Genomic DNA, 23,515 nt, shown 5'->3' with positions numbered 1-23,515 from the left:
TGAGAGAAGCCCGACATCGTGACGCACGACGGGCGGGCGCCGACGACGACGAGGGGCCCGTCCGATCGCGCGATCGGACGGGCCCCCTGTCGTTTCGGCAGGTCCTCAAGACGTGAAGTAGCCGTTGGACTGAGGCGAAGCGGTGACTGCGGGCTCCTGCGCCGCGACACGGTCGGAGCCGAGGACGCCGGGTCAGCGTCAGGAATGTTCGTCGGCTCGGTCGGACTCACTGCGCAGAACGCAGAATTCGTTGCCTTCGGGATCAGCGAGGATGGCCCAGCCTGAACCATCAGGATTCCGGTGATCGGCGACAAAGGCGGCACCGAGGCCCAGCAGCCGGTCCACCTCCTGATCGCGCGAGGTCTCGGGGCGCAGACAGAGATGGATCCGATTCTTGATCGTCTTGGCCTCGGGCACCTCGTTGAAATACAGCACGGGGCCCTCCGCCAGCAGTACCAAAGTCTCCCGGTCACCCGGTTTGACATCCGCATGCATCGGACGGCCCGTCACGCTGCTCCAGAAACGGGCCAGCTCGTAGGCATCCGCACAGTCGATCGCCACGTTCTGCACTATTGAAACCATGCGCCCCAGCCTGCCCGACTTCCACTCCGGACACCACCGAGCTGCGCTCATCGTCAGCGCATACAGCTCAGGCTCCCGCCGGCACTCGGCGAGGGTCGCGGTGGCGATCCGCAACCTGCTCCCACGCGCCGAACCGGACGCTTCATCGGCGGAGTTGAGCCAGACCTGGCAGCTGGGACCGGTGTGCCTGGTGGGGGTGACGGCCACTATGTAATGTCACATCGCATGATGCTCTTACGTCGTGCGGCATCGGCCGCTGCCCTCCTCGTCACCGTCCTCCCCCTGGCAGTCGCTTCGCCCGCGCACGCGGCCGACGGCGCGACCGCCTGCCACCACCCGGCGGCGTCCGTACCGCTCGACGCCGAACAGGCACGGCTCGCGGACGCCCGCACCACCGCCCTGGTCGAGCGAGCCGGATTCGGGGACTTCGTACGGAGATTCCCCGCCGCCCTGTGCGCGACCCGCAACCCAGCCGAGGCCGAACGGCTCCTCCACTCCTGGGGCCAGGCCCTGTGGCAGACCTCCGTACGGCGGGCCCAGGGACAGCGGCAGGGCGGCGACCTCGCACCCGGGGACGACCGGCCGCTGTACTGGGCGCGGCTCGGCATGACCGCCGCACTCGCCCGCTGGCAGCCGGAGTTCACCGTCGATCGGGCGGCGCTCCGCACCCGCTTCGAAGACGCCTCCCGCGGCCTCACCGACAACGCCTTCCGCACGGCGCCCGGCGTACGCAAGGTCTTCATCAGCGGGTTCGACCCCTTCGGGCTCGACGCGGAGATCCGCCGCGCCAACCCGTCCGGCTCGGCTGCCCTGCAGCTCAACGGGCGGCGCGTGACCCTCGCCGACGGCAGCCCAGCCGAGATCCGCGCCGTCGTTCTGCCCGTGCGGTACGCCGACTTCGACGCCGGCATGGTGGAGCGGGCGTTCGCCCCGCGCCTGGCCGCCGGATCCGCCTCGGCCGACATCATCACCACCGTCAGCCAGGGCTACCCCGGCATCTTCACTCTGGAGGACTGGGCGGGGCGGGCACGGTCCGCCGACCCGTACCCCGACAACGCGCGCGCCCTCTCCGGTGGCACCCGCGAGCGTCCGGTGACGGCACCCGGCCTCGGCCCGGGCCCGGAATTCATTCGCACCACGCTGCCCGCCGACGCGGTGACCGCCGCCGTGCACACCCCGTACCCAGTCCTCCTCAACACCGAGGTGACCGAGATTCCGGCGGGCGGCACGGCTCCCGTCGACCGGACCGACGGCCCGACTCCGGGCTCGCGGGCCGTCGCGGGCGGCGGGGGCGGCTACCTGTCCAACGAGGTCGCCTACCGCTCCAACCGGCTGCGTACCGAACTCGCCCCGCACCTGCCCGGCGGCCACCTCCACACCCCGGTGCTCACCGGTCTGCCCGCCGACCCCCAGCTGCTGACCGGCCCCGAGTTCGAACACAACGAGAGCGCGATCACCGCTGAGGTCCGCGCGATCCTCGAACACGCCGCCGTGCGGCGGTAGCCGCAGGCCCGCTGGGGTGCGCCGCCCCGCCACGGGGCAGCGGTACGGGCGCTCAGTGAGTGGCGGATGCCCCCGGGAACAAGCCATCCCTGGAGGCCCTCAGGACCGGCGAAGGAGACGGTCACTCCGAGCCGGCCGGGGCCGGCTTCGCCACCGACAGCGGCTCGGCGATGTCCTCGAGCGAGCGGCGCTCGGCCTTGACCGCCAGGAAAGCCGCCACGAGGCCCGCCGCGCACATCAGTGCGGCGCCGATCCGGAAGGCGAATGCCGTGTCGCCGACCACGCCCGACTCGGTGAGGTCGGCGAAGATCAGCGGGCCGCTGATGCCGCCGGCCGCGGTGCCGAGGGCGTAGAAGAAGGCGATGGCCATGGCGCGGGTCTCCATGGGGAATACCTCCGAGACGGTCAGGTACGCACTGGAGGCACCCGCCGACGCGAAGAACAGCACCACGCACCAGCAGGCCGTCATGGTCGTCGCCGTGAGTGAACCCCGGTCGAACAGCCAGGCCGTGCCGAACAGCAGCACGCCCGAGAGCAGGTAGGTGGAGGAGATCATGATCCGGCGTCCGACTGTGTCGAACAGCTTGCCCAGCAGCAGGGGTCCGAGGAAGTTGCCCGCGGCGATGACGGCGAAGTAGTAACCGGTGTTGCCCGTCGGCACGTCGAAGAACGTCGTGAGGATGGTGCCGAAGCCGAAGGTGACGGCGTTGTAGAGGAACGCCTGGCCGATGAAGAGCGAAAGGCCGAGGAACGCGCGGCGCGGGTAGTGGCCGAAGACGGTCTTGGCGATCAGGCCGAAGCCGATGCTCTTGCGCTGGTGAATGGTGATCCCACCGGTCGGCGGGGGGAGGCGTTCGTCCTTCTCCTGCTCGATCCGGCGCTCCACGGACGACACCAGCGTCTCGGCGTCCTCGGCCTTGCCGTGGATGAACTGCCAGCGCGGACTCTCCGGAACGTGTTTGCGTACGAGGAGGATGGCCAGGCCGAGGACGACACCGAGGGCGAAACTGAGCCGCCAGCCGAGGTTCTCGGGGAAGATGTCGGTGTCCAGCATCACCACGGACAGCAGGGCGCCCCCGATCGCCCCGAGCCAGTAGCTGCCGTTGATGATGAGGTCGACCCGGCCCCGGTAGAGGGACGGAATCAGCTCGTCGATGGCCGAGTTGATGGCCGCGTACTCGCCGCCGATACCGAAACCGGTGAGGAAGCGGAAGAGGAAGAACCACCAGGACTCGAACGAAAGTGCGGTCATCGCGGTCGCGCCCAGGTAGACGGCCAGGGTCACCATGAAGAGCTTCTTGCGGCCGTAGCGGTCCGTCAGCCATCCGAAGAAGAGCGCCCCGGAGCAGGCACCTGCCACATAAAGGGCGGCGGCGACACCGGTGACCTGGGCGGCGGTGATGTCGAGGCCGCTGCCTTCCTCGGCGAGGCGGCCGGCGACGTTGCCGACGATGGTGACCTCGAGTCCGTCGAGGATCCAGACGGTGCCGAGGCCGATCACGATCATCCAGTGCCACCGGGACCACGGCAGGCGATCGAGGCGGGCCGGCACGGCTGTGGTGACGGTGCCCGTGGTGGCCGGCACGGACACCGGCGGCGAGTCGGATGCCATTGTTCCCTGTTCCCTCCTTCTCGATCCCCCTGCCCTGCCGAGTTCCCGAGAACCGGTCGGACATGCGGCCGCGGTCGCGTTCCACTGTCCGCGCGGTCCGGCGCGATCCGGCGCGATCCGGCGCGTCACGGCACATTGCCGTCGCGTGCCCGCGGCCTGCCCGATGGCGGACAGGTCCCAGCTTGCGCGCGGTCTTCGGACACACCCGCCGCGACACCCCTGCCGCAGCCCGTACGGTCTCGGCCGCCCCACGTCGGTGGCCGGGCCGCTTCTGCACGCAGTCGTGACGGTCGGTCATCAGCCCGGGTCAGAAGCGCCGTTGTCAGTGGTGGGGGTTACGTTCGGGGTGTTGCAAGGGCCGTTTCCGACAGGAGTGGACGATGACCGAGAGCACTGTGCCGCCCACGCTGAGGGTGGTGCTGACAGATGTGAACGAGCGCGTGGTGGAGGCGTGGCGGGCGGCGTTCGCGGACACCCCCGGCATCGAGATACGTCGAGGATCGATCCTCGACGAGGACGTCGATGCCTGGGTCACCCCGACCAACTCCCGGGGCCGGATGGACGGCGGGGTCGACGCCGCCATCAAACGTCACCTCGGGTCCGGTATCCAGCTCCGTGTACAGCGGGCGATCCGCGATCGGTTCGCCGGCGCCCTCCCGGTGGGCAGCGCGGTCTGCGTGCCGTCGGGGGCCACCACCCCCCGGTACCTGATATCCACGCCGACCATGGTGCAGTCCTCGCAGAATGTGAGTGCCACCCTGAACGTGGCGCTGGCATGCGCAGCGGCGTTCCAGGCCGTTCACCGGCAGAACCGGCAGACGCCCGGCAGCATCCGCTCCGTGGCGCTGGTCGGCATGGGTGCGCAGACCGGTCGGGTCCCGGCCAGGGTGTGCGCCAACCTGATGTGGACCGGCTACACGCTCTTCCACGACCACTGGTTCGAGGATGACGACCAGTTGCGCGCCACGATCATCACGCAGCTGAACGGCGTCGAGAACGCCCCCGTCGAGGAGCGGATACGCATCGTGCCACCGCAGGCCGTTGCGCCTGCCCCCGCCGGCCCCCCTGCCGGCCACATCGATCCCTCGCCCACGACGACCGGAAGTTCCTCCCTCATGACTGACGCGATCAACGGCGCGGCGGACCAGCCCGACGCGACGGACCCCCTGGCTCTCACCGAACTCTTCAACGGCGGTGGTGAGCCCTGGCTTCCGCTCCTGAAGCCGGTCATCGAGGAGCTGCCGGACGCCGCCCGGTTCATCGGGAAGGGCCGCAGCCCCGAGGTCGTCCCGGTTCGCGAGCTGACCTTCCAGGCTCTCAAGCCGCACCCGCCGCACAAATGGAAGGTCGTCGCCTTCGGCCAGAATCCCTACCCGCGGCCGGAGAGCGCCACCGGCATAGCCATGTTCGACAACACCTTCAGCGACTGGAAGGACAGCCAGTTCGGCAGGGTCGTCAGCATCCGCTGCATCATCAAGGCGGCGGCGATGTGGAAGTACGGCATAGCCAAGAAGACGCCCATCTCCGACGTGCGCGCGTTGTTGAAGGAGCGGGACACCGTCCAGCCGCCGGAGTGGTTCCAGGCGATGCTCACGCAGGGCGTGCTGTTGCTGAACGCCTCCCTCACCGCCAGCGGCGACGGGGCGATGGATGCCGCCCAGCACACGGGGTTCTGGCGGCCCGTCGCCGAACGGATCGTCGAGGAGATCCTCAAGGCCAAGCAGGACGCCGCCGAGGAGGACCGCGGGATCGTGTTCGCCTGGTGGGGGGCGCACGCCCGCAGCCTGAAGCGGGTCGTCCTGCGACTCCAGGAGAAGTACCCGGACGTCGAGGTCCGGCACATCGACCACGCGAACCCGGCGGCGCAGGGCGACATCTTCTGCGAGGGCGACCACTTCGCCATGGTGAACGAGGCTCTCACGTCGCTGGGTGCCGATGGGATCGACTGGCTGCCGAGCAAGGGGTGGAACGAGGGGGCGGCCGGTACGGACGGAGGTGTCGCGGCTCGCATGGGCGCCTTCATCGAGTCGACCATGAACCTGCACCAGCTGTACCTGGAGCGGCTCACCAGCGTCAAGGACGAGGGCCTGGCCCTCCCTGCGATCACCGGCGTGTTCGATACCCCGCTGATGGACTTCCTGGACGCCGTCGCACCGGTCGCCGAGACGCTGTCCGGGCTCGCCGGACACATCGACCGGTCACACACCTTCGGCAAGCGGCGGGCAGACGAGATGTCCGGCAGCCTGTCCGCCGACGCGATCGCCGCGCTCTACCTCTACACCTGCGAGTCCGCCTTCTACCGCGAGATCAACGCCGTCCTCCGCTCTCCGGACCGCACCAGGGTCACGCCGTACCTGCCGTACCTGCGGCTGCTCTTCTCCGCGGTCTCAGGGCTGCCCGCCCATACGCAGCCGCTGTGGCGCGGTGTGTCGCTGGACCTGCGGGCGCAGTACCCGGTGGGTCGGACGGTCACCTGGTGGGGCGTCTCCTCGTGCACCTCCGAGCTGAACGTGGCCCGGTCCTTCCTGGGCAGCCGCGGCAAGCGGACGCTCTTCGAGGTGACGCCCGCCCGCGCGGTCGGGATCAGGAGCTTCTCCGCTTTCACCGGGGAGGAGGAGTACATCCTCACACCGGGCACGCAGCTCAAGGTGACGGACGTGAAGAGCGAGCGCAGCGGGCTGTACACGGTCAAGCTGACCGAAGTGGACGCCGAGCCCGTCGTGTCCTGACCCACCTTCTCGGGGCGGCCACGGGCGCGGGCGTCTCAGTTCGCCGGTTCTGCCTGTGGACGTGGACGGGCCCCGACCCAGGGGGAGTAGGTCGGGGCCCGGCAGGGCGACGCGGCTGCCGCCGCGCGTGGTCAGTGGCGGAAGGTGTCCTTGACGTCTTCCTTGGCCTCCCGGGTCTTGCCCTTGGCCTGGTCGGCCTTGCCCTCGGCGGTCATGCGCTCGTTGCCGACGGCGCGGCCGACGGTCTCCTTGACCTTGCCCTTGGCCTGCTCGGCGTGTGCCTTGCTCTTCTCAGTGCCCGACATGGGGACCTCCTCGTGAAGTACCGGATTGGTCGTGACCGCTCTCCTGCTCCCAACCGTCCCCCGTAAACCCCCGGGATCTGTGCCGGTGTCCGGCAGGGACGGCCGGCGGTGCCTTGCGGGTGTTGTGTGCAGGTTCGTGATCATATGAGTGCAGCCGCTGGTGGCGACGAGGAGCGCATCCCCAAGGGAAGGACTTCCATGAGCCGGGAACACGTTCTGCGGGGCCGTACGGCTGTCGTCACCGGCGCGGCCCGCGGCCTGGGTGCCGGCCTGGCCCGCCAGTTGGGCGCCCGCGGGATGCGTGTCGTACTGCTGGGGCGTGAACGCGAGCGCCTGGAAGACGTCGCCCGCACCCTGCCGGTCGAAACCCGCTGTTTCGCCGTCGACGTCACCGACGACAAGGCGATGGAACGCACCGCGCGGGCGGTGACGGAGACGCTGGGTCCCCCCTCTGTCGTGATCGCGAATGCCGGGATCGCCGAGGGAGGTCCTTTCGCCACCTCGGACGCGGCCACATGGAGGCGGGTCATCGAGGTCAACCTGATCGGCAGCGCCATCACCGCCCGCGCCTTCCTGCCCGGCCTGCTCTCCACGCGCGGCTACTTCCTGCAGATCGCCTCCACCGCCGCGTTCGGCTCGGCCCCCCTGATGAGCGCCTACTGCGCTTCCAAGGCCGGCGTGGAGTCGTTCGCCCAGTCCCTGCGCGCCGAGTTCGCCCACCAGCGCGTCGCGGTCGGGATCGCCTACGTGCACTGGACGGACACGGACATGATCCGTGATGCCGACGAGCACACCGTGCTACGGGAGCTGCGCGCGCACATGCCTCCGGGTGCCCGCCGTACCTACCCGGTGGCCCGGGTGGCCGGCTGGGTCGTACGGGGCGTGGACCACCGGTCGGCGACCGTGTACGCGCCACCCCGGCTGCGCTGTGTCCAGCCGTTGCGGCCCTTTCTGCCCATGGTGGTCACCGCGGTCTCGCGCTGGGCGCTGCCGCGCCTGGCCGAGCGCGGCCCGGTGGAGCCCACCGGGCTGTTGGGTGCGGGAGGACAAGCCGGAAGGCACGCGACGAAGCCCGGGTCGCAACAGGACTGACAGTGCGTCGCTGCTCGTGTGGGGAGGCGGATGAAAGGGTTCAGTGCAGGCGGTTCACGACGTTCTTGACCGTGGTGTTCTTGAAGTAGTCGACCGGAGGGGCGCTCCAGTTGCTCTCCCACTCGATGAGGGTGACGGTGTCGCCGTCCCGGCCCACGCCGAACAGATGGTTGTGGTAGGCGTTGCCGAAGGTGTAAGTGACACGCATGCCCTGGACGGTGGCTCCCTCTTCCACGTCCACAGTCCCGTAGTCGTACCCCGCCTCGATGGTGTCGGGACTGTCGTCGTACGTGGCGGGGCATTCCGCGTAGGTCTGACGCGCCTGCGCCGCGAACGCGATCGCCTCCGCCTCCGTCTCGAAGATGAGGGTGTTCTGGAGACCGCTGGCCGTTTCGGACGTGTAGACCCCACGGCTCCAGACGTTGACCTCGGGCACATTCCACGAGCGGCCGCATGTGGGGTAGCGCCACCCCCGCGCGGCCGGCTGGCCGTACCAGGTCGTTCCGTCCTTCGGCATGTCGGAGAGGTAGACCATGCCCGGCCGGGGCCGCCATTCGGCGGCGACCGCCTCAGCCCCCGACGCCACCACCATCAGCGCGGTGGCCACGGCCGCCGTGGCCGGGCCGCGCAGTCGCTTCCGTACCGTCATGAGATCCCCCTGGCAGATGTCTGGTTCCGTCGGCCGTGGCCCCGCTCAGGGCGCACCCCGGGCCGTGGGTCCAGCGTGCCGCGCGATCCCTCAGTCCAAGGTGTCGCAAAAGGCGGATGGCGCGGTCTCCCCTTCAATCTGTCCGGTATGGCCCACCGAAGGGCTGCTACCGCTTCCCCCGGCGCTGACGCCGTCGTGCCCGGGCGAAGGGTGCCGAAGGGGTGCCCGTGGAGCCCGGCACGAAGGGCGCCCGTCGAGCCCCGTGGGGCGAACACCTGCGCCGCGTTCCCCTGACGGGCACACCGCGCCCTCGTCCACGCGGGCGTGATCAAGCCATCCTTCCGTCACCCGATCGGGCCAGCAGGACCTAGAGTGTGCGCGTGACCGAGCAGAATCCCGAACTCATCGCCGGCCGGTACCAGCTGGTCGAACGCATCGGCCAGGGCGGTATGGGCCGGGTCTGGCGTGGCCTTGACCATCAGCTCTTCGGACGCGAGGTCGCCGTCAAGGAGATCCTCTTCCCGCCGGGCATGGACGACGGCGACCGCGCCGCGCTGCTCCGGCGGTTCACCGGCGAGGCCCGCGCAGCGGTCACTCTCAGCCACCCCGGGATCATCACCATCCATGACGTCGTGGAGCATCACGGTGCCCCCGTCATCGTCATGGAGCTGATCCGCGGACAGTCCCTTGCCGAGGCCATCCGCAGCCGGGGCCGGCTGCCCGTGCAGCGAGTCGCCGAGATCGGCGCCGCCATGCTCGACGCTCTGGCCGAGGCGCACGGGGCGCGGATCGTCCACCGCGACATCAAGCCGGACAACGTGCTCCTGACCAAGGACCGCGTCGTCCTCACCGACTTCGGCATCGCCCACCTCGCGGATGCCACGACCAAGCTGAGTCACAGCGGGATCGTCATCGGCACGCCGCAGTACATGCCGCCGGAGCAGCTGGAGGGCAAGCGCCCGACCCCCGCCAACGACCTGTGGGCGCTCGGCGCCACCCTCTACCACGCCGTCGAAGGGCACCCGCCGTTCGTTGCGGAGGGGCTCCACGCCCTCGCCGTGGCCGTGTTCACCCGCCCGCACCGGCCGCCGGTCCACGCCGGCCCCTTGGTGCCCGTACTGGACGCACTCCTCACCAAGGACCCGGCGCAGCGTGTGGGCGCCGCGGACGCGGCCGAGATGCTGGCGTCGGTACTGCGGTCCTCCGCAGCCGGGGCCGGCACATCCGACGGGCACGGCCCGGGGCGCGTGCCCGCGCCAGAGCCCAAGCCCGAGCCCACACCCACACCTACGCCCGCACCCGCACCTACGCCCGCGCCCACACCCGCGCCCGTGCCCACACCCACACCCGCGCCCGCGCCCACAGCCACACCCACACCCGCGCCCACACCCGCGCCCGATCCGAGGGTGACCCCCGTACCGGCACCGGACGCGGCGGCGGAGCACACGTCCGCTCCGACGGCGCCGGAGCAGGCACCGTCGACGACGCCGTCACGTCAGACCCCCACGGTGCTGGACTCCGGCTCCGCCGCCGGCACCCCGCGGCGCCCCATGCCGGACCGGCCGACCCGTCCGCCCGTGCCCGTACCCCCGGCCGAGGACCCGGTCACGCTCCGGACCACGCCCAAGGCGGAGCACGGCGAGCGGGCGTCCGCCCGGCGGCGGGCCCTCACCCGGCGATCCGCGGTCCTGGGCGCGGCGCTGGCCACGCTCGCCACCGGCTCCGTCTTGACTTGGACTTTCACCCGTGACGATGACGCCCCCCGCGACGGCGGGGTGAGGGGCAACGGCGCGGGAGCCTCCGCCGTCACGGTGGTGATCGGGGTGGACGCACCGCTCAGCGGCGGACTGTCCTCGATGGGCGTCGGTGTGAGGAACTCAGCCGACCTGGCGGCCAGGACCGCCAACGAAACCCGGCACGTCCCCGGCGTGAACTTCGAGATCAAGGCCCTCGACGACGCGGCCGACCCCGCCAAGGGCGGGCCCAACGCCGCCCAATTCGTGTCCGACGAGAAGGTGCTGGGGGTCGTCGGACCCCTCAACTCCGGTGTCGCCCGGACCCTGGTGGCACCGCTCGCACGGGCGGACATGGTCAACGTGTCACCGGGCAACACCGATCCCGTGCTGACGATGGGCCCCGACTGGGCCGCGGGCACCAAGTCCCGTCCGTACTCCACCTACTTCCGCACCGTCGCCACGGACGTCGACCAGGGGCCGTTCGCCGCCCGGTACCTGCACCGCGAGGCGAAGAAGACCAAGCTCTACGTCGTCGACGACGCGAGTGCCCACGGCACCGGCCTCGCCTCCGGTTTCACAGCCGAGTTCACGAAGCTCGGCGGGACCGTCGTCGGTACGGAGCAGGTCGATCCCGCCGAACGCGCCTTCGCGGGCCTCGCCGAGAGGGTGCAGTCCTCGGGCGCCGACGCCGTCTACTTCGGCGGCTACTACGACACCGCCGCGCCGCTCTCCCAGCAGCTCAAGCAGGCGGGGGGGAACGTCCCCCTGATGGGCGGCGACGGCATGTTCGACCAGCAATACCTCACGGCGAACCCGAAGGCCGAGGGGGACCTCGCGACCCACATCGGCGTACCCGCCGAGGAGTCGGCGGCAGGGCAGGACTTCCTCGCCCGGTACCAGAAGGCGGGGTATCCGGAGGCGGCCGGCTGGTACGGCCCCTACGCCTACGACGCGACCTGGACCCTCATCGAGGCGGTGAAGGCCGTCGTGACGGCCAACGGCGGCACGCTTCCCCTCGACGCCCGGGCGAAACTGCCGCAGGCCGTAACGGGGCTGGGTTTCGACGGCGTCACGGGACGCGTCGCCTTCGACGGAAACGGCGACACGGTCAACCGCCGGCTGACGGTGTACACGGTGAACGACGGCAGCTGGGCGACCGTGACGAGCGGACCCGCCACCCGCTGAGCCCGCCGGGCCGACGCGGTCCGGAAGCCTGCTCTGTGTGGCGGGCCGGTCCCTCAAGGCGCTGCGGGAGGCGTCGGCGTCGCGGCACGCCGCCTGCGTGCAGCCCGACGCACACGAGAAGCCGGCCCGGGTGACCCCGGCCCCTCGGCTGCGCAGGCTGGTGCAGCGGCTGTGCGGCCTGCCGCCGCGGCTGCCGGGGCGTTTGCGGTGGGTGGCCCGGTCGGCGGGCTGCGGGTCAGGTCACCACCGATCGCCTCAGGCGGTGCGGCGCACCTCCCACCGGGAGACGCCGCCGCGCTCCTCGGCGACGTACAGCGTGCCGTCCGGGCCGAAGGCCAGGCCGTGGGGTTCGCGGTCGGGGGCCGCGAGCGGGTGCTCGGTGATCTTGCCGTCCGCGGTGACGGAGCCGATCCGGCCGCTGCCCCACTCGGTGAACCAGCAGGTCCCGTCCGGGGCGACCGTGACGGCGTGGGGGCGGCAGTCGGCCTCGGGCAGCGCGAACTCGACGATCTGCACGCCTGCTTCGCCGGCCGTGAGCCGCCCGATCCGCCCGGCGCCGATCTCGGCGAACCACAGGCTCCCGTCCGGGCCGGCCGCGAGTCCGACGGGGGCGGCTCCGGGGGTGGGCAGAGGGTGGAGCCGGACCTCGCCGGAGACGGTGATCCGGCCGATCGCGTTCGCCTGGTTAAGGGTGAACCACAGGGCTCCGCCGGGGCCCGCCGTGAGGAAGGACGGGAATCCCCCGTCGCACGGCAGCGGGAACTCGCAGACCTCGCCGTCCGTGCTGATCCGGCCGATGCGGTCGGCGTTCGTCAGGGTGAACCACAGGGCGCCGTCGGGCCCGGCCGCGATCCCGTAGGGTCCGCCCGCGCCGCAGGGAAGCGCGTACGAGCGGGCTTCGCCGTCCACCGTGATCCGGCCGATCCGGTGGTCGCCGTACCGGGTGAACCACAGCGCACCGTCCGGTCCGGCGGTGACCAGGGTGGGGCCGCAGCCGGGGGAGTCCAGGGCGAACTCCTCGACCCGCCCGGACGAGGAGGTGAGGCGGGCGATGCGTCCGGCGTGGACGAGGGTGCACCACAAGTGGCCGTCCGGCCCGACGGCGAGCGCGTACGGGCCGGAGCCGACGGTGGGGAGGACGAAGGTGCCGAGCGGGCTTACGGAGGTGGTCAAGCGAGGCGTCCTTTCGACGGGAGTGGGGAGTGGGGAGTGGGAGAGACGGGAGAGGGGAGAGGCGGAGCGGCTGATCGGTCGTCACGGGCAGGCGTCGGCTGCGGCGGGCGCCGGGGCGCGCAGCGCGAGCCGGTCGCCCGGCCAGCGGGTGCACAGCCGCCGGTCGTGGCTGACGACGACCACCGCGCCGGCGAACCGGGCCAGCGCTTCCTCCAGCTCCTCCGCCAGCGCGGGGGAGAGGTGATTGGTGGGCTCGTCCAGCAGCAGGACGTCGGCCGGTTCGGTGACCAGGCGGGCCAGGGCCAGCCGCTGCCGCTGCCCGACGGACAGGGAGGCGACCGGGGCGGACAGCCGTTCGTGGGCGAACAGGCCCAGCGACAGGAGCCGTTCGGCGTGCTCCTCGAGGGTTCCGGGGCGGCCTTCGGCGTAGGCCGCGAGCAGTGTCCTATGGCCTCCTCCGACGACGGTGTGCTGGGCCAGCAGCCCGATCCGGCCGTCTCGAACGACCTGGCCGAGGTCGGGGGCCAGGGCGCCGGCCAGAACGTCCAGCAGGGTGCTCTTGCCCGCCCCGTTCGGGCCCGTGACCAGCAGTCGGCCGCCCGCCGGCACGGTCACGTCCACCGGCGCGAGCCGCCCCTCGACCGCGACGCCCGCTGCGGCCAGCAGCACCCGTCGTGCTTCGCCGGACCGGGTCGGCCCGGCGGACGCCCCAGGTTCCGTGGCGGTGGAAGTGGAGGTGGAGGTGACGGCGGCAGTGGCAGTGGCGGTGTCAGTGGCGGTGGTGGTGGCGGTGCGCGGTACGGCGGTGAACCGCAGCGGGTCCGCGGGTGCGGGCACCGGCCGGGCGAGCAGCCGGGCGAGCCGCTCCTCGGCGTTGCGGACCCGGCTCGCGAGGGACTGCTGGACCCGGCCGGCGGCCCGGTCGTACGCCATCTTGTTGCCGTCCCTCATGGCCCGGCCGGGCGCCACCCGGCGGGCGGTGACGGCTGCGGCCTCGCGCAGCCGGGCCGCCTCGGCCCGCCAGGCGGTGTGGGCCTCGGCGCGGCGCCGCCGCTCGGCGGCGCGCTCCGCGAGGTAGCCGGCGTAACCGTTGCCGTACCGCACGGTCCGGTGCAAATCGCCGTCGACCTCCAGGAGGGAGGTGGCGACGCGTTCCAGGAAGACCCGGTCGTGGGAGACGGCGACCGTGATGCCGCGTCGGGCGCGCAGGTGGTCCTCCAGCCAGGTCAGGGCGGCGCCGTCCAGGTGGTTGGTGGGCTCGTCGAGGAGCAGTACCTCCGGGGCGGCGGCGAGCAGCACGGCGAGGCGCAGGCGTACGACCTCGCCGCCGGACAGGCCGCCGACGGTGCGCTCGCGGGGCAGGCCCGGCAGGCCGAGGCCGTGCAGGGAACGCTCCACGCGGGCGTCCGCCTCGTACCCGCCACGCAGTTCGAAGGCGGTGAGGGTGTCGGCGTACGCGGTGAGGGTCTCGGCAGTGGCGTCGCCGCCGGCCATGCGGGCCTCGAGCCGGCGCAGGAGCCGCTCCAGGGATCGCAGCTCGGCGAGGGCGCGGTCGACCACCTGCTGGACGGTCAGGTGCGGCGGGAGGACTTCCTCTTGCGCGAGGTAGCCGACGCCGCCTTCGGCGCGCAGGACGACCTCGCCGCGGTCGGGGCCCTCGACCCCCGCCAGCAGTCGGAGCAGGGTGGACTTGCCGGAGCCGTTCTCGCCGACGATGCCGAGGCGTTCGCCGACGGGGACGGAGCAGTCGACGGAGTCGAGGACCAGGCGGCCTTCGTAGGCCTTGGTGAGGTCAGACGCGGTGAGCTGTGCGGTCACAGGGCGGCTCCAGGAGTCCGGGGGCGAGGGTCGTCGTCGCGACGGTGGTGAGGTGGGGGGTGGGGGTGACGCGGTGGATGACCACGGGAGTTCTCCTTTAAGGCGACGAATGTTGCGTTAAGATGGTGGCATGGACGCCCCTACGCAGGCAAGCGAAGATCCCGGCCGCCAAGAACCGGCCACGAGGCAGCGCCGGACGGGCGGCCGGAGCGCCCGCGTCCGCACCCAGGTGCTGGAGTCGGTGGGCGCGCTGCTCCTGGAGGCCGGGTACGACGGGCTGACCGTCGACGCGGTCGCGGAACGCGCCGGCGTCCACCGCACGACCGTCTACCGGCGCTGGCGCGACGTCGGGCGCCTGCTGTCCGACGTACTCGACGCCGCGTCCGACGACATGTGGAGCCCGCCGGACACCGGGTCGCTGGAAGGGGACCTGACCGCCCTCAACCAAGAGGTGTACGAGGCACTCGCGGGCGGCGGGCCGAATCTGACCACGGCCCTGATCGCCGCCGGGTTCCGGTCTGCGGAGGCGGCTACGGCACTGTCGCGCTTCTGGGAAAACCGCTACGCGCGGTGCGCGGTGGTCGTCACTCGGGCGGCCGACCGCGGCGAGCTGCCCGGCCCCGCCGACGGCCGGGCGCTGCTCGTCGCCGCGACCGCCCCGCTCTACCACGAGCTGCTCCTGCTCCGGACGGTCCCCGACCCGACGCTGCCGCACCGCGCCGCACTGACCGCCACCGCGGCGGCCGCGGCCGGTGCCTTCGGCACGCCGCACTGACCGCGGACGGAGCGAGGGCCGCCTGCCCCGGGTCCGCCGCTTTCGGCGCAGCTTGTGGCGGAACGCCTGGGGCACGGTCGCCGCGGGTCGTTCGCCCGTACGTGCCCGTGTCCGGCCCGTCCGGCCGCCCGACCACGGGGCGGCAGCGGGCCGCAGGGGCGTGTCTCAGGCCGGCGGTACAGTCCTGGCATGACCACCGCGAATCCGGTGCGGGAACTCCCCGACGCCAACTTGCGTCTCGCCATCCTCAGCCAGCTCATGGAAGTGGGCGCGGTGCCGCTGTTCGAGGTCCCGGTACCGGACGACGCTCACCAGTGCGGCGACGACTGCGACGAGGACTGCACGGACTGGCTTGACCGCCCCTGGCAGTACGAGTACCGCGAAGAGGTGGCGCTCGACCTGCCCGTCACGAGGGAGCAGTGCGCCGCGCTTCGCGAAGTGAAGTGGCATACGTCGTCCACGGCCATTTTCATGATCTGGAGCGAATGGGGCGGCGAGTGCGACGAGTTCAACGTCCGGTCGCTGGACGGGATCGGTGTCGTCCTGCCCGCCCTGGAATCGCTGCACCTGGAACTGACCGCGGTCACCGACCTGACCCCGCTCACGCGGTGCGGTCGACTGCGCACGCTCACCCTGGCCGGGGGATACGACGATGAGACCGACCTCGAACCGCTCTCCCGGGTCGGCTCGCTGCGCACGCTGGTCCTCACGTCCAAGCTCGTTCGGGACCTGAGCCCTCTGGCCGTCCTGCCGCTCGAGCACCTCACCCTCGACGGCTGCCACGACGGTGGCCTCAACCATGTGATCGACCTTGCCCCGTTGGAGCGTATGCCGTCGCTGCGGACGGTCACCTACCGGCGATTCGCCCGCGTGGGGGGCGACGAGCACCCGGTGCTCGCCGCCTTCGACAATGCTCGCGTCATCGAGGCTCTCGGGAAGCGCGGCGTCACCCTCGCCTTCGACTGGTAGGGCAACGAGGTTTCCGCCGGGCCGGCGACGGGCGTACCGGCCGTCGTGGGCCGTTCTGCGGGGTCTGGCCGCCGGTTCCGTTTTCCGCCCCTCTCGCCGGGTGCACCGCGCCTCGCGGGGGCCGGGTGCCTGCGCCCCGTACCCCGTACCGCATTCGGTGGATCCCTGTGCGTGGGCGGGCCGGTCGGGGCAGCCTGGAGGTCGTGGACCGGCCGTCGGCCGGTCCGATCACGCGCCGCGGGGAGGGGTTGATCGTCGTGGACAGAGTGCTGAAGGCGTTGGGGGCCGCGCACGAGGGGTCGGTGGGGGTGCTGCTGGCCGACGGAAGCGAGCCGGGTCAGGTCTGCTTCGACGCGGGCAGCGGTCCGAACACGCCGTCGTCGACCGACTGGCACGCCTACGACGGCCGGTACGGGCGGCCCCGGGCCGCCATCCTGCGGGGCAGCTGTTCCTGCGGCTGGCGGGGGATGGCCGAGTACCCGCTCGACTGGGCCACGCTCACGAAGGGCAAGCCCCTGTGCGAGGCGGGCGTCGACCTGTCCGGGCCTGTCGCGGACATCGACGCACATCTGTCAGTGGTCCGGGATATGGCCGTCCCGTTGCCCGCGGGCCTCAGCTTGCTCCTCACCGAACTCGCCTGCCGGCTCGACGGCCTGGCCGCCGTGGAGCCGCTGGTCGCCTTGAAGGCCCTGGCCGACCTGCGGTACGTGCTCGCCCAGGTCGAACGGGACGCGGTGGGCGAAGTCGTCGCCGGGGAGGTAGCGATCGAGCAGGTGGCGACCGCGCTCGGTACAAGCGAGGCCGCGGCCCGCAGTCACCTCGAGAGCTACCTCCACCCCTGACCCCGCAGTGCAGCCCCGCCGGCCCGCCGGCCCGCCGCGCGGCGCCCTGCGCCAGGCCGTGCCCTCCGGCTGGGCACGTGGAGGGACGCCGCCGGGCCGGATCGATTTCCGCGGCCCGGCGGCGCCGGTCAGCAGCGCCGGTGGCGCCCGCTCAGGAGCCGGCCGGCCCCGGCGCGGGCGCCTGACGGCCCCGGCGCGGGCGCCTGACGGCCCCGGCGCGGGGTCCCGTCAGCGGCCGCGCAGGCCCCGGTCGACGGCCGTCATCAGCTCGCCGTCGGCGGTGTCCGCGTCGAGTGACCAGAACATCGCGCCGCCCAGGCCGTGTTCGCGGATGTATCCGGTCTTGGCGCGCAGCACCTGCGGGTCGTCGTACGTCCACAGAGTGGTGCCGTCGAACAGCCAGGCGTGGCCGCCGCGCCGGTCCCGGTGGAGCTGGTAGGTGCCCGAATCGGCCAGCTTCTTGAGCGCCTTGTAGTCCTCGTACCCGGCGGACCAGGTGGCCGGCGCCGGGCCCGTGGCGGGCTGCCCCATACCGTCCCCGCCGCCGCCGACACCGGTCCAGCCCTGCCCGTAGAACGGCATGCCCATCACCAGCTTGTGCGCGGGCGCACCGCGCCGCTGCCAGGCGTCCACCGTGCCGTCGACGCTGAAGTCACCTCGGGCGTAGAGCGCGGACTGCTGGGCGGTCACCGACTCGCCGGAGACGTGGAAGTCGTATCCCTGGAGGGTGACGAAGTCGAGGTCGCGCATGATCCGGCGGACGTCGAAGCCCGCGTCGATCTTGGCGGGGGCGGTCGGGACGAAGGCGGTCAGCTCGTACTTCGTCCCCTTCTTCCCGCTCCGCGCGTACGCGTCGAGCTGCGTGCGGAACTCCTTGACGAGCGCGGTGAAGTTGCGCTTGTCCTCGGGCCGGAACTTCGTGTCGGCGTCGCCCTCAGAACCGGGCCACTCCCAGTCGAGGTCGATCCCGTCGAACACGCCGGCCGCCGCTCCCGCGCCGCCGCGGGTGCCGTCCTGCGGGAGATCGCCCTTGATGTAGAGGTCGATGCAGGACTCCACGAAGGCCTTACGGGAGGCCGGGGTGAGCGCGGCGTCCGAGAAGTGGGTGGACCAGCTCCAACCGCCCAGCGAGATCAGTACCTTGAGCCCGGGATGCCTGGCTTTGAGCTCGCGCAGCTGGTTGAAGTTGCCGGCCAGCGGCTGCTCACTGGTGTCGGCCACCCCGTCCACGGAGTTCTCGGCGTCCAGCGGACGCACGTAGTCGGCCCAGGCGTCGGCCTCGCCGGGCACGTTCCCCGTGAAGCACTTGCCCTCCGGGCTGACGTTGCCGAAGGCGTAGTTGATGTGGGTGAGCTTGCCGGCTGAGCCGTTCGCCTCCAGGTCTTGGACCTGGAAGTCCCGTCCGTAGACGCCCCATTGGGTGAAGTAGCCGACCTTCTTGTACGGGCGGTCGTGGCCGCCGCCGGCCTGCGCCGCGGCGGGTGCGAAGGCGGTCAGAAGGGAAAGGGAGCAGGCGGCGACGGCCAGCCTGCCGAGCATGCTGCGGCGCATGGGCTTCCTTTGCGGAGGCGGGGAGTGGGGCGTGTGCGCGTGCGCTGTGCATGCCGGAAACTATTGGTCTGGACCAGAGCGGTCAAGGGGGTGGCCGAAACTCGCCCACTGGGGCGTCACAGGTTCTGTCCGGCGGATCAAGGGGACCACTAGGGTGCGCCGATGGAACGAGTGACCGACGTGCCCGTGCGCCCTGCCCCGCCTGCAGATCCGGCACGGGCGAATGACTACGACTGCTTCGCCGAGGCGTATTCGGCGCAGAACGAGAACAACCTGGTGAACGCGTACTACGCGCGGCCCGCGATACTGGCCCTCGCCGGAGACGTGGCCGGCCGCCGGATCCTGGACGCGGGCTGCGGGTCAGGTCCTCTGACCGCCGCACTGCGCGACCGTGGCGCGGTCGTCACCGGCATCGATGTCAGCGCCGGGATGCTGGCGCTGGCCAGGCGGCGGCTCGGTGACGACGTGGCCCTGCACGTGGTCGACCTGTGCGACCGCCTGCCGTTCGACGACGGTGCGTTCGACGACGTGGTCGCGTCGTTGGTGCTGCACTACCTGGAGGACTGGGGTCCGACGCTGGCCGAGATGCGGCGAGTGCTCAGGCCCGGCGGCCGGCTGATGGCATCGGTCGACCACCCTTTCGTGGCCTACGCGATTTCGGATCCGGTGCCGGACTACTTTGCGACCACCAGCTATACCTTCGACTGGACGTTCAACGGGCAGTCCGCCCCGATGAGGTTCTGGCGCAGGCCGCTGCACGCGATGATCGATGCCTTCACCACCGCCGGTTTCCGTCTTTCCGTCATCGGCGAGCCGCAGCCCGACCCGGCTGCGCGTGAGCTGTTCCCCGACGGCTTCCACGACATTTCGACCAAACCCAACTTCCTGTTCTTCGTCGTCGAGGTACCGCCGTCGGCTGGGGGATCGGACGGCTAGGTTCTGCCGCACCCCGTGCCCCCATCGCCCTGACCGCCCCCATCGCCCTGACCGCCTGACCGCCCCGTTGCAGGCTGTCGGCCCCGTCACAGGCCGTCGTCCCGTTGGTCGGTGCTGTTGCGCGACCCCGACCCCCGCTTCGGCGGATCGCCGCTCCCTCCTTCAGGGCAGGCTCCAGTGGCCGACATCGTCCGCGAGGCCGCCGTTGAGGGCGAACTGGACTGCGGCCGGATCGGGGCCGTTGGGCTCGGGGTCGGGGCCGGTGGGGCTTGCGGGATCGGTCACCTGGGTCAGTGTGACGTCGAGCCGCTGGCCGGGCTCGTTCCCGGCCAGCGAGATCGTCTCCCCGGAGCCGACGGGCGCCGCGCCGAGCAGAACGGGGACCAGGAGTGCGACCGCCACGAGGGAGCCCGGGAGGCGGCTGCACGGTCGCGTACAGCCCGCTTCACGGCCCCGTCGCGTACGGCCCGGTTCACGACCCAAGGCATGGCGGAACCTCCCGATCCACGGGTTCTCCCTGCTCGCGAGCTCCGGGCCCTCATGTCCTGGCACCCGCAGCAGCTGGCAGGATGCGACAGAGACAGGCCCCAAGCCGGCCGCCAGGCCCAGGGAAGGACGGTCCATGCAGTTCCTCGAATCCGGCGATCCGCTCGCCGTCGCCGTCACGGCCGCCATCCGGGGCGGCGATCTCTCGGGGCTGCGGGGCCTCCTGAACGCGCATCCCGGACTCCCATCCGCCCGCATCGTCGAGCGCGGGGCGGCCGCGGGCGGGCGCAGCCTGCTGCACATCGCGACCGATTGGCCGGGTCACCACCCCGACACCGCGGAGGTGATCCGCATCCTCGTCGCCGCCGGAGCCGACCCGGACGCCCGGTTCGTCGGGGCGCACGCGGAGACGCCGCTGCACTGGGCGGCGAGCAACGACGACGTGGCAGCCGTCGACGCCCTCGTCGCCGCCGGGGCGGATGTCGACGCCCCCGGCGCGGTCCTCGGCGGCGGGACCCCGCTCGCGGATGCCTGCGGTTTCGGCCAGTGGCAGGCAGCGCGCCGCCTGCTCGCCCTCGGGGCCCGCCCCGGCCTCCAGGCCGCCGCTGCCCTCGGCCTGCTCGACCGGGTCGAGGAGTTCCTCGCGGCCGGCGCCTCCGCCGAGGACGTCACCAGCGCCTTCTGGCAGGCATGCCACGGTGGCCAACTGCCCACTGCGCAAAATCTGCTGTCTCACGGGGCGGATATCGACGGGATCGGCCATGACGGGCTCACCCCGCTCGACATCGCCCTGACCGGCGAGAACGCCGACCTGATCGAATGGCTGAAGAACTCCGGCGCCCACACCGGTGAGCGACTCGCACCCAGTTGAGCAACGAAAACAGTGGATCTTCGGGCCTGACCGTGCCATGGTTGGTCTCGCCGAAGGGGTGTAGCTCAGCTGGTCAGAGCGCCGGTCTCCAAAACCGAAGGCCGCAGGTTCGAATCCTGCCGCCCCTGCCACGTGGAACAGCACGTTCACCAAGTACGCCCAGGTGAGAGCCTCGCTCTCGGCTGGGCGTACTCGTGTGTCCGGAAGCGTGCTTGCTCGCCGCCGAGCCCGAGCCCGAGCCGGGGCGCCCGTTCAGCCCGGACTGGCCTTGCACCAGGACGGATTGACCAGGGACGGGACGTCGAGCAGGGAGTCGATCGAGTAGTCGGCGACCCGCTGGACGGTTGCGTCGTCGGCCCACCAGTGGCCCCACGGCCCGCGGCGGAGGTGGGCGGTCAGCAGCCCGGCGGCGACCGCGGGGAAGACGTCGTTCTGCGGGTGGTCGCCGACGTACAGGGTTTCGTCGGCGCGCGCCTGGGCGGCGCCGATCACCTGGTGGAAGAAGTCAGGGCTGGGCTTCGCGACCCCCCACTCGGCCGAGGTGACGACGAGGTCCGCGGGCAATTTCAGCGCGCGCAGCAGGTCGCCCATCCTGGAGCTCTGGTTCCCGGCGATGACGACGCGGACGCGCATCTCCCGGAGGGCGGAGAGCGCGGGGCGGACGTCGTCGTACAGGTCGGACTCGTCGAGCCGCTCGCCGCGGCCGGCCGCCTCGCGGGCCTCGTACTCGGACGTGACGTCGATGCCGGGCTTCAGGAGCCGCAGGGCGTCGGAGTTGTCGCGGCCGTCGACGACGACGGAGCCGACGAGTGCGGACAGGGTGTGGCGCGGGACTCGGAGCCAGTCGGCCCAGGTGGCCCAGTAGCGGTCGTCCTTGGTGAGGGTCTCGCCGACGTCGAACACAACAGTCCGGATCATGCGGGCTACCTTAGGGCGCGACGCTCCACGCCGATGCCGTATGGGAGAGGAACGGGCTGAGGCGATACGGGCCGCTGCCCCACCAACACCCGAGGACTCCGGGGTATCGGGCATCGGGGCGACGCCTGCGGCCCGCCCGGACGCACCTCCGCCCCGCCGGGCGCTGTCCCCGTACGGGGTCCGGTGGGGCGGGATCGTGCAGCTGCAGCCCTGCAGCACCCCCCGCGGGTAGCGGGGATGATGCGTCCACGCTAGACCCACCCACTGACAATGGCCGGCGCTTGCCTGCCGCCGCGGCGGCCCCGACACTGCGCTCGGCGTGCCGGACCGGCCACGGCGTCGCAGTCCGGACGCATGGTCGGTCAGACGCAGGTCCCCCTCCACCTCGGCCCCCACCGGCGGCTGGCGAGTCGGGGCACACGTCCACGCACCGATCCCCGGCACCGGGCATCGGCACCGGGCATCGGCAACGCGGCCGGGGACTACTCGGCCCCGGGCTCCTGGTAGCCGTACGGGCGCGTGATGATCTCCATCCCGTGCCCCGACGGATCCGTGAAGTAGACCCCTCGGCCTCCGTCGTTGTGGTTGATCTCACCGGGGTGCTTGCCGTGCGGGTCGGCGAAGTACGGGGCGCCCGCCGCCCGGATCTTTTCGAACGCCACGTCGAACTCCTGCTCGGAGAGGAGGAACGCGTAGTGCTGCGGCGTGATGGATTCCGCCGGGACGGACGCGAAGTCCAGGGTGACGCCGTTACCGGTGTCGACGGGGATGAAGGGCCCCCACTCGGCCCCTACCTCGAGGTTGAGGATGTGCGCCAGGAAGGTGGCGGACTCCCGGTTGTCACGGGAGTGAATGATGGTGTGGTTCAGTTCGACAGACATGAGTGAATGCCTCCGAAAGGCACGTCACGGGCGCCTCCATGCCTCACCCAGCCGGTGACCGACACGCGATGCCGTGATCACGATCCTAAGCACCCCGTTCGGGCGAAGTCCAGCCCATCAGTGCGCCCCCGGCACTCCCACGCGTCACCCCTGCCGCACGATGCCCCTCACGAACCCCCCTACACCGCCTGGACGTTGTCCGTCCCCCGCTGCGACCGGCGGACCGGGGTCGCGGCGAACATTGCAGGAGGTTCTCCGTCCTCCGCGTGGTCAGCGCCCCGGTCCGCGCGTCCTGGCCGTGTTCACCATGCCCTTTGGTGACGGAGTGTCAGCCGGTGGAGCCACCTGGGATCGGCCTCGGCGCGCAAAGGTCGGCACGGGTGCTGCCCGAATTGCGCCCGGTACCCATCAGGCGTGCCGTTCGGCGGGCGCGCGGAGCACCCCCGCGCGGCGGGCGGCAATGGCGTGCACGGCCGAAACGGATCGCATCTCTCGGATCAATGCCGCGTCGGGGGAGCACCCGGAGGGTCCCAGTCATTCCTGCGGTGGTGCATGAAGACCGGCCGGATGCTCCGCCTCACGCTGCCGCCCGCAGTCATCACCCAGGTCCGGAACCGCTACACCCGCACCGCCTCCTCGCGATCCTCAGCCGGGCCCTCAACGACGACTTCTTGCCACTGCCGGCCTGGGTCGCCGCAGCGCTCGCGTTCTCCTCTACGCACTCCCCGCCAGCCGCGTCGTCCGCCTCGCCGCCGCCGTCACTGACAACGAGAACACCGTCACCGTCCAGCTGGGAGACCCGCCGTCCACGCTGCCGAAGCCCTTCGCCGACCTGATGCGGGCCTACCCGCAATCCCGTCAGCCTCACACGACCGATGCCCGGAAAGGATCAGTGGGAATGA

Annotated in this window: 19 protein-coding genes and 1 tRNA gene; 10 read left to right on the top strand and 10 right to left on the bottom strand. The window is 71.6% G+C overall.

Features of this window, described 5'->3' with window-relative positions:
- Window positions 1-198: 198 nt before the first annotated feature.
- Entirely contained in the window at window positions 199-582 is a 384-nt protein-coding gene (locus ACWGIF_RS04770) for a VOC family protein (protein WP_453491078.1), read from the bottom strand.
- A gap of 225 nt (window positions 583-807) precedes the next feature.
- Here ACWGIF_RS04770 and ACWGIF_RS04765 point away from each other — a divergent pair, with 225 nt between their 5' ends.
- Window positions 808-2,085, top strand: coding sequence for a pyroglutamyl peptidase (locus ACWGIF_RS04765; protein WP_453491075.1), 1,278 nt, complete (start codon window positions 808-810; stop codon window positions 2,083-2,085).
- Between the two features lie 121 nt (window positions 2,086-2,206).
- Here ACWGIF_RS04765 and ACWGIF_RS04760 read toward each other — a convergent pair whose 3' ends face one another.
- The gene (locus tag ACWGIF_RS04760) at window positions 2,207-3,697 is read right to left on the bottom strand and encodes an MFS transporter (protein WP_453491072.1); all 1,491 of its coding nucleotides are present in this window, start codon (window positions 3,695-3,697) and stop codon (window positions 2,207-2,209) included.
- Window positions 3,698-4,077: 380 nt separating this feature from the next.
- Between ACWGIF_RS04760 and ACWGIF_RS04755 the strand changes: the two genes are divergently transcribed.
- The gene (locus tag ACWGIF_RS04755; RefSeq protein ID WP_453491069.1) at window positions 4,078-6,426 is read left to right on the top strand and encodes a macro domain-containing protein; all 2,349 of its coding nucleotides are present in this window, start codon (window positions 4,078-4,080) and stop codon (window positions 6,424-6,426) included.
- 131 nt (window positions 6,427-6,557) lie between these two features.
- On the opposite strand, the gene ACWGIF_RS04750 is transcribed toward ACWGIF_RS04755, so the two are convergent.
- A complete protein-coding gene (locus ACWGIF_RS04750; RefSeq protein ID WP_453491066.1) occupies window positions 6,558-6,731 on the bottom strand; it encodes a CsbD family protein in 174 nt (57 codons plus the stop codon).
- A gap of 198 nt (window positions 6,732-6,929) precedes the next feature.
- Here ACWGIF_RS04750 and ACWGIF_RS04745 point away from each other — a divergent pair, with 198 nt between their 5' ends.
- A complete protein-coding gene (locus ACWGIF_RS04745; protein WP_453491063.1) occupies window positions 6,930-7,823 on the top strand; it encodes an SDR family oxidoreductase in 894 nt (297 codons plus the stop codon).
- Window positions 7,824-7,863: 40 nt separating this feature from the next.
- Here ACWGIF_RS04745 and ACWGIF_RS04740 read toward each other — a convergent pair whose 3' ends face one another.
- Window positions 7,864-8,472 carry a hypothetical protein gene (locus ACWGIF_RS04740; protein ID WP_453491060.1) on the bottom strand — a complete coding sequence of 203 codons (609 nt, stop codon included), beginning with the start codon at window positions 8,470-8,472 and terminating at the stop codon, window positions 7,864-7,866.
- A 380-nt stretch (window positions 8,473-8,852) separates the two neighbouring features.
- Here ACWGIF_RS04740 and ACWGIF_RS04735 point away from each other — a divergent pair, with 380 nt between their 5' ends.
- Entirely contained in the window at window positions 8,853-11,393 is a 2,541-nt protein-coding gene (locus ACWGIF_RS04735) for a bifunctional serine/threonine-protein kinase/ABC transporter substrate-binding protein (RefSeq protein ID WP_453491057.1), read from the top strand.
- A gap of 255 nt (window positions 11,394-11,648) precedes the next feature.
- Here ACWGIF_RS04735 and ACWGIF_RS04730 read toward each other — a convergent pair whose 3' ends face one another.
- Window positions 11,649-12,566 carry a virginiamycin B lyase family protein gene (locus ACWGIF_RS04730; protein ID WP_453491055.1) on the bottom strand — a complete coding sequence of 306 codons (918 nt, stop codon included), beginning with the start codon at window positions 12,564-12,566 and terminating at the stop codon, window positions 11,649-11,651.
- 81 nt (window positions 12,567-12,647) lie between these two features.
- On the bottom strand, window positions 12,648-14,384 hold the full coding sequence (locus ACWGIF_RS04725; RefSeq protein ID WP_453491052.1) for an ABC-F family ATP-binding cassette domain-containing protein: 1,737 nt from the start codon (window positions 14,382-14,384) through the stop codon (window positions 12,648-12,650).
- Window positions 14,385-14,514: 130 nt separating this feature from the next.
- On the opposite strand from ACWGIF_RS04725, the gene ACWGIF_RS04720 reads away from it, so the two are divergent.
- The 3 genes from ACWGIF_RS04720 to ACWGIF_RS04710 all read left to right on the top strand — a co-directional run bounded on the left by ACWGIF_RS04720 (window position 14,515) and on the right by ACWGIF_RS04710 (window position 16,970).
- Window positions 14,515-15,159, top strand: coding sequence for a TetR/AcrR family transcriptional regulator (locus tag ACWGIF_RS04720; protein ID WP_453491049.1), 645 nt, complete (start codon window positions 14,515-14,517; stop codon window positions 15,157-15,159).
- Window positions 15,160-15,348: 189 nt separating this feature from the next.
- Complete coding sequence (locus tag ACWGIF_RS04715; protein ID WP_453491046.1) at window positions 15,349-16,128, top strand: DUF6892 domain-containing protein; 780 nt, start codon at window positions 15,349-15,351, stop codon at window positions 16,126-16,128.
- A gap of 257 nt (window positions 16,129-16,385) precedes the next feature.
- A complete protein-coding gene (locus ACWGIF_RS04710; RefSeq protein WP_453491043.1) occupies window positions 16,386-16,970 on the top strand; it encodes a hypothetical protein in 585 nt (194 codons plus the stop codon).
- Window positions 16,971-17,198: 228 nt separating this feature from the next.
- Here the strand turns inward: ACWGIF_RS04710 and ACWGIF_RS04705 are convergent, their stop codons facing one another.
- Window positions 17,199-18,521, bottom strand: a complete 1,323-nt coding sequence (locus ACWGIF_RS04705) for a glycoside hydrolase family 18 protein (protein WP_453491040.1) — start codon at window positions 18,519-18,521, stop codon at window positions 17,199-17,201.
- A 162-nt stretch (window positions 18,522-18,683) separates the two neighbouring features.
- Here ACWGIF_RS04705 and ACWGIF_RS04700 point away from each other — a divergent pair, with 162 nt between their 5' ends.
- Window positions 18,684-19,457, top strand: a complete 774-nt coding sequence (locus tag ACWGIF_RS04700) for a class I SAM-dependent methyltransferase (protein WP_453491037.1) — start codon at window positions 18,684-18,686, stop codon at window positions 19,455-19,457.
- A gap of 162 nt (window positions 19,458-19,619) precedes the next feature.
- Here the strand turns inward: ACWGIF_RS04700 and ACWGIF_RS04695 are convergent, their stop codons facing one another.
- Entirely contained in the window at window positions 19,620-19,859 is a 240-nt protein-coding gene (locus ACWGIF_RS04695) for a hypothetical protein (protein ID WP_453491034.1), read from the bottom strand.
- Between the two features lie 220 nt (window positions 19,860-20,079).
- Between ACWGIF_RS04695 and ACWGIF_RS04690 the strand changes: the two genes are divergently transcribed.
- On the top strand, window positions 20,080-20,814 hold the full coding sequence (locus ACWGIF_RS04690) for an ankyrin repeat domain-containing protein (RefSeq protein WP_453491031.1): 735 nt from the start codon (window positions 20,080-20,082) through the stop codon (window positions 20,812-20,814).
- A 54-nt stretch (window positions 20,815-20,868) separates the two neighbouring features.
- A tRNA-Trp gene (locus ACWGIF_RS04685) sits at window positions 20,869-20,945 on the top strand.
- 121 nt (window positions 20,946-21,066) lie between these two features.
- On the opposite strand, the gene ACWGIF_RS04680 is transcribed toward ACWGIF_RS04685, so the two are convergent.
- Entirely contained in the window at window positions 21,067-21,732 is a 666-nt protein-coding gene (locus ACWGIF_RS04680) for an HAD family hydrolase (RefSeq protein ID WP_453491028.1), read from the bottom strand.
- A gap of 482 nt (window positions 21,733-22,214) precedes the next feature.
- Window positions 22,215-22,613 (bottom strand): VOC family protein, encoded by a 399-nt coding sequence (locus tag ACWGIF_RS04675; RefSeq protein ID WP_453491025.1) that lies wholly within the window; start codon window positions 22,611-22,613, stop codon window positions 22,215-22,217.
- Window positions 22,614-23,515: the final 902 nt, after the last annotated feature.

The organism is Streptomyces sp. NPDC054849 (assembly GCF_053610945.1).
Note: the sequence above shows the minus strand (reverse complement) of the source record. Positions and strands in the feature narration are given on the sequence as shown.

Bases quoted from the DNA above. Each gene is read 5' to 3' on its own strand.
- ACWGIF_RS04720 (WP_453491049.1), top strand. From the start codon at position 14,515: ATGGACGCCCCTACGCAGGCAAGCGAAGATCCCGGCCGCCAAGAACCG.
- ACWGIF_RS04760 (WP_453491072.1), bottom strand. From the start codon at position 3,697: ATGGCATCCGACTCGCCGCCGGTGTCCGTGCCGGCCACCACGGGCACC.
- ACWGIF_RS04705 (WP_453491040.1), bottom strand. From the start codon at position 18,521: ATGCGCCGCAGCATGCTCGGCAGGCTGGCCGTCGCCGCCTGCTCCCTT.
- ACWGIF_RS04745 (WP_453491063.1), top strand. From the start codon at position 6,930: ATGAGCCGGGAACACGTTCTGCGGGGCCGTACGGCTGTCGTCACCGGC.
- ACWGIF_RS04770 (WP_453491078.1), bottom strand. From the start codon at position 582: ATGGTTTCAATAGTGCAGAACGTGGCGATCGACTGTGCGGATGCCTAC.
- ACWGIF_RS04675 (WP_453491025.1), bottom strand. From the start codon at position 22,613: ATGTCTGTCGAACTGAACCACACCATCATTCACTCCCGTGACAACCGG.
- ACWGIF_RS04715 (WP_453491046.1), top strand. From the start codon at position 15,349: ATGACCACCGCGAATCCGGTGCGGGAACTCCCCGACGCCAACTTGCGT.
- ACWGIF_RS04765 (WP_453491075.1), top strand. From the start codon at position 808: ATGATGCTCTTACGTCGTGCGGCATCGGCCGCTGCCCTCCTCGTCACC.
- ACWGIF_RS04740 (WP_453491060.1), bottom strand. From the start codon at position 8,472: ATGACGGTACGGAAGCGACTGCGCGGCCCGGCCACGGCGGCCGTGGCC.
- ACWGIF_RS04680 (WP_453491028.1), bottom strand. From the start codon at position 21,732: ATGATCCGGACTGTTGTGTTCGACGTCGGCGAGACCCTCACCAAGGAC.
- ACWGIF_RS04750 (WP_453491066.1), bottom strand. From the start codon at position 6,731: ATGTCGGGCACTGAGAAGAGCAAGGCACACGCCGAGCAGGCCAAGGGC.
- ACWGIF_RS04700 (WP_453491037.1), top strand. From the start codon at position 18,684: ATGGAACGAGTGACCGACGTGCCCGTGCGCCCTGCCCCGCCTGCAGAT.
- ACWGIF_RS04690 (WP_453491031.1), top strand. From the start codon at position 20,080: ATGCAGTTCCTCGAATCCGGCGATCCGCTCGCCGTCGCCGTCACGGCC.
- ACWGIF_RS04755 (WP_453491069.1), top strand. From the start codon at position 4,078: ATGACCGAGAGCACTGTGCCGCCCACGCTGAGGGTGGTGCTGACAGAT.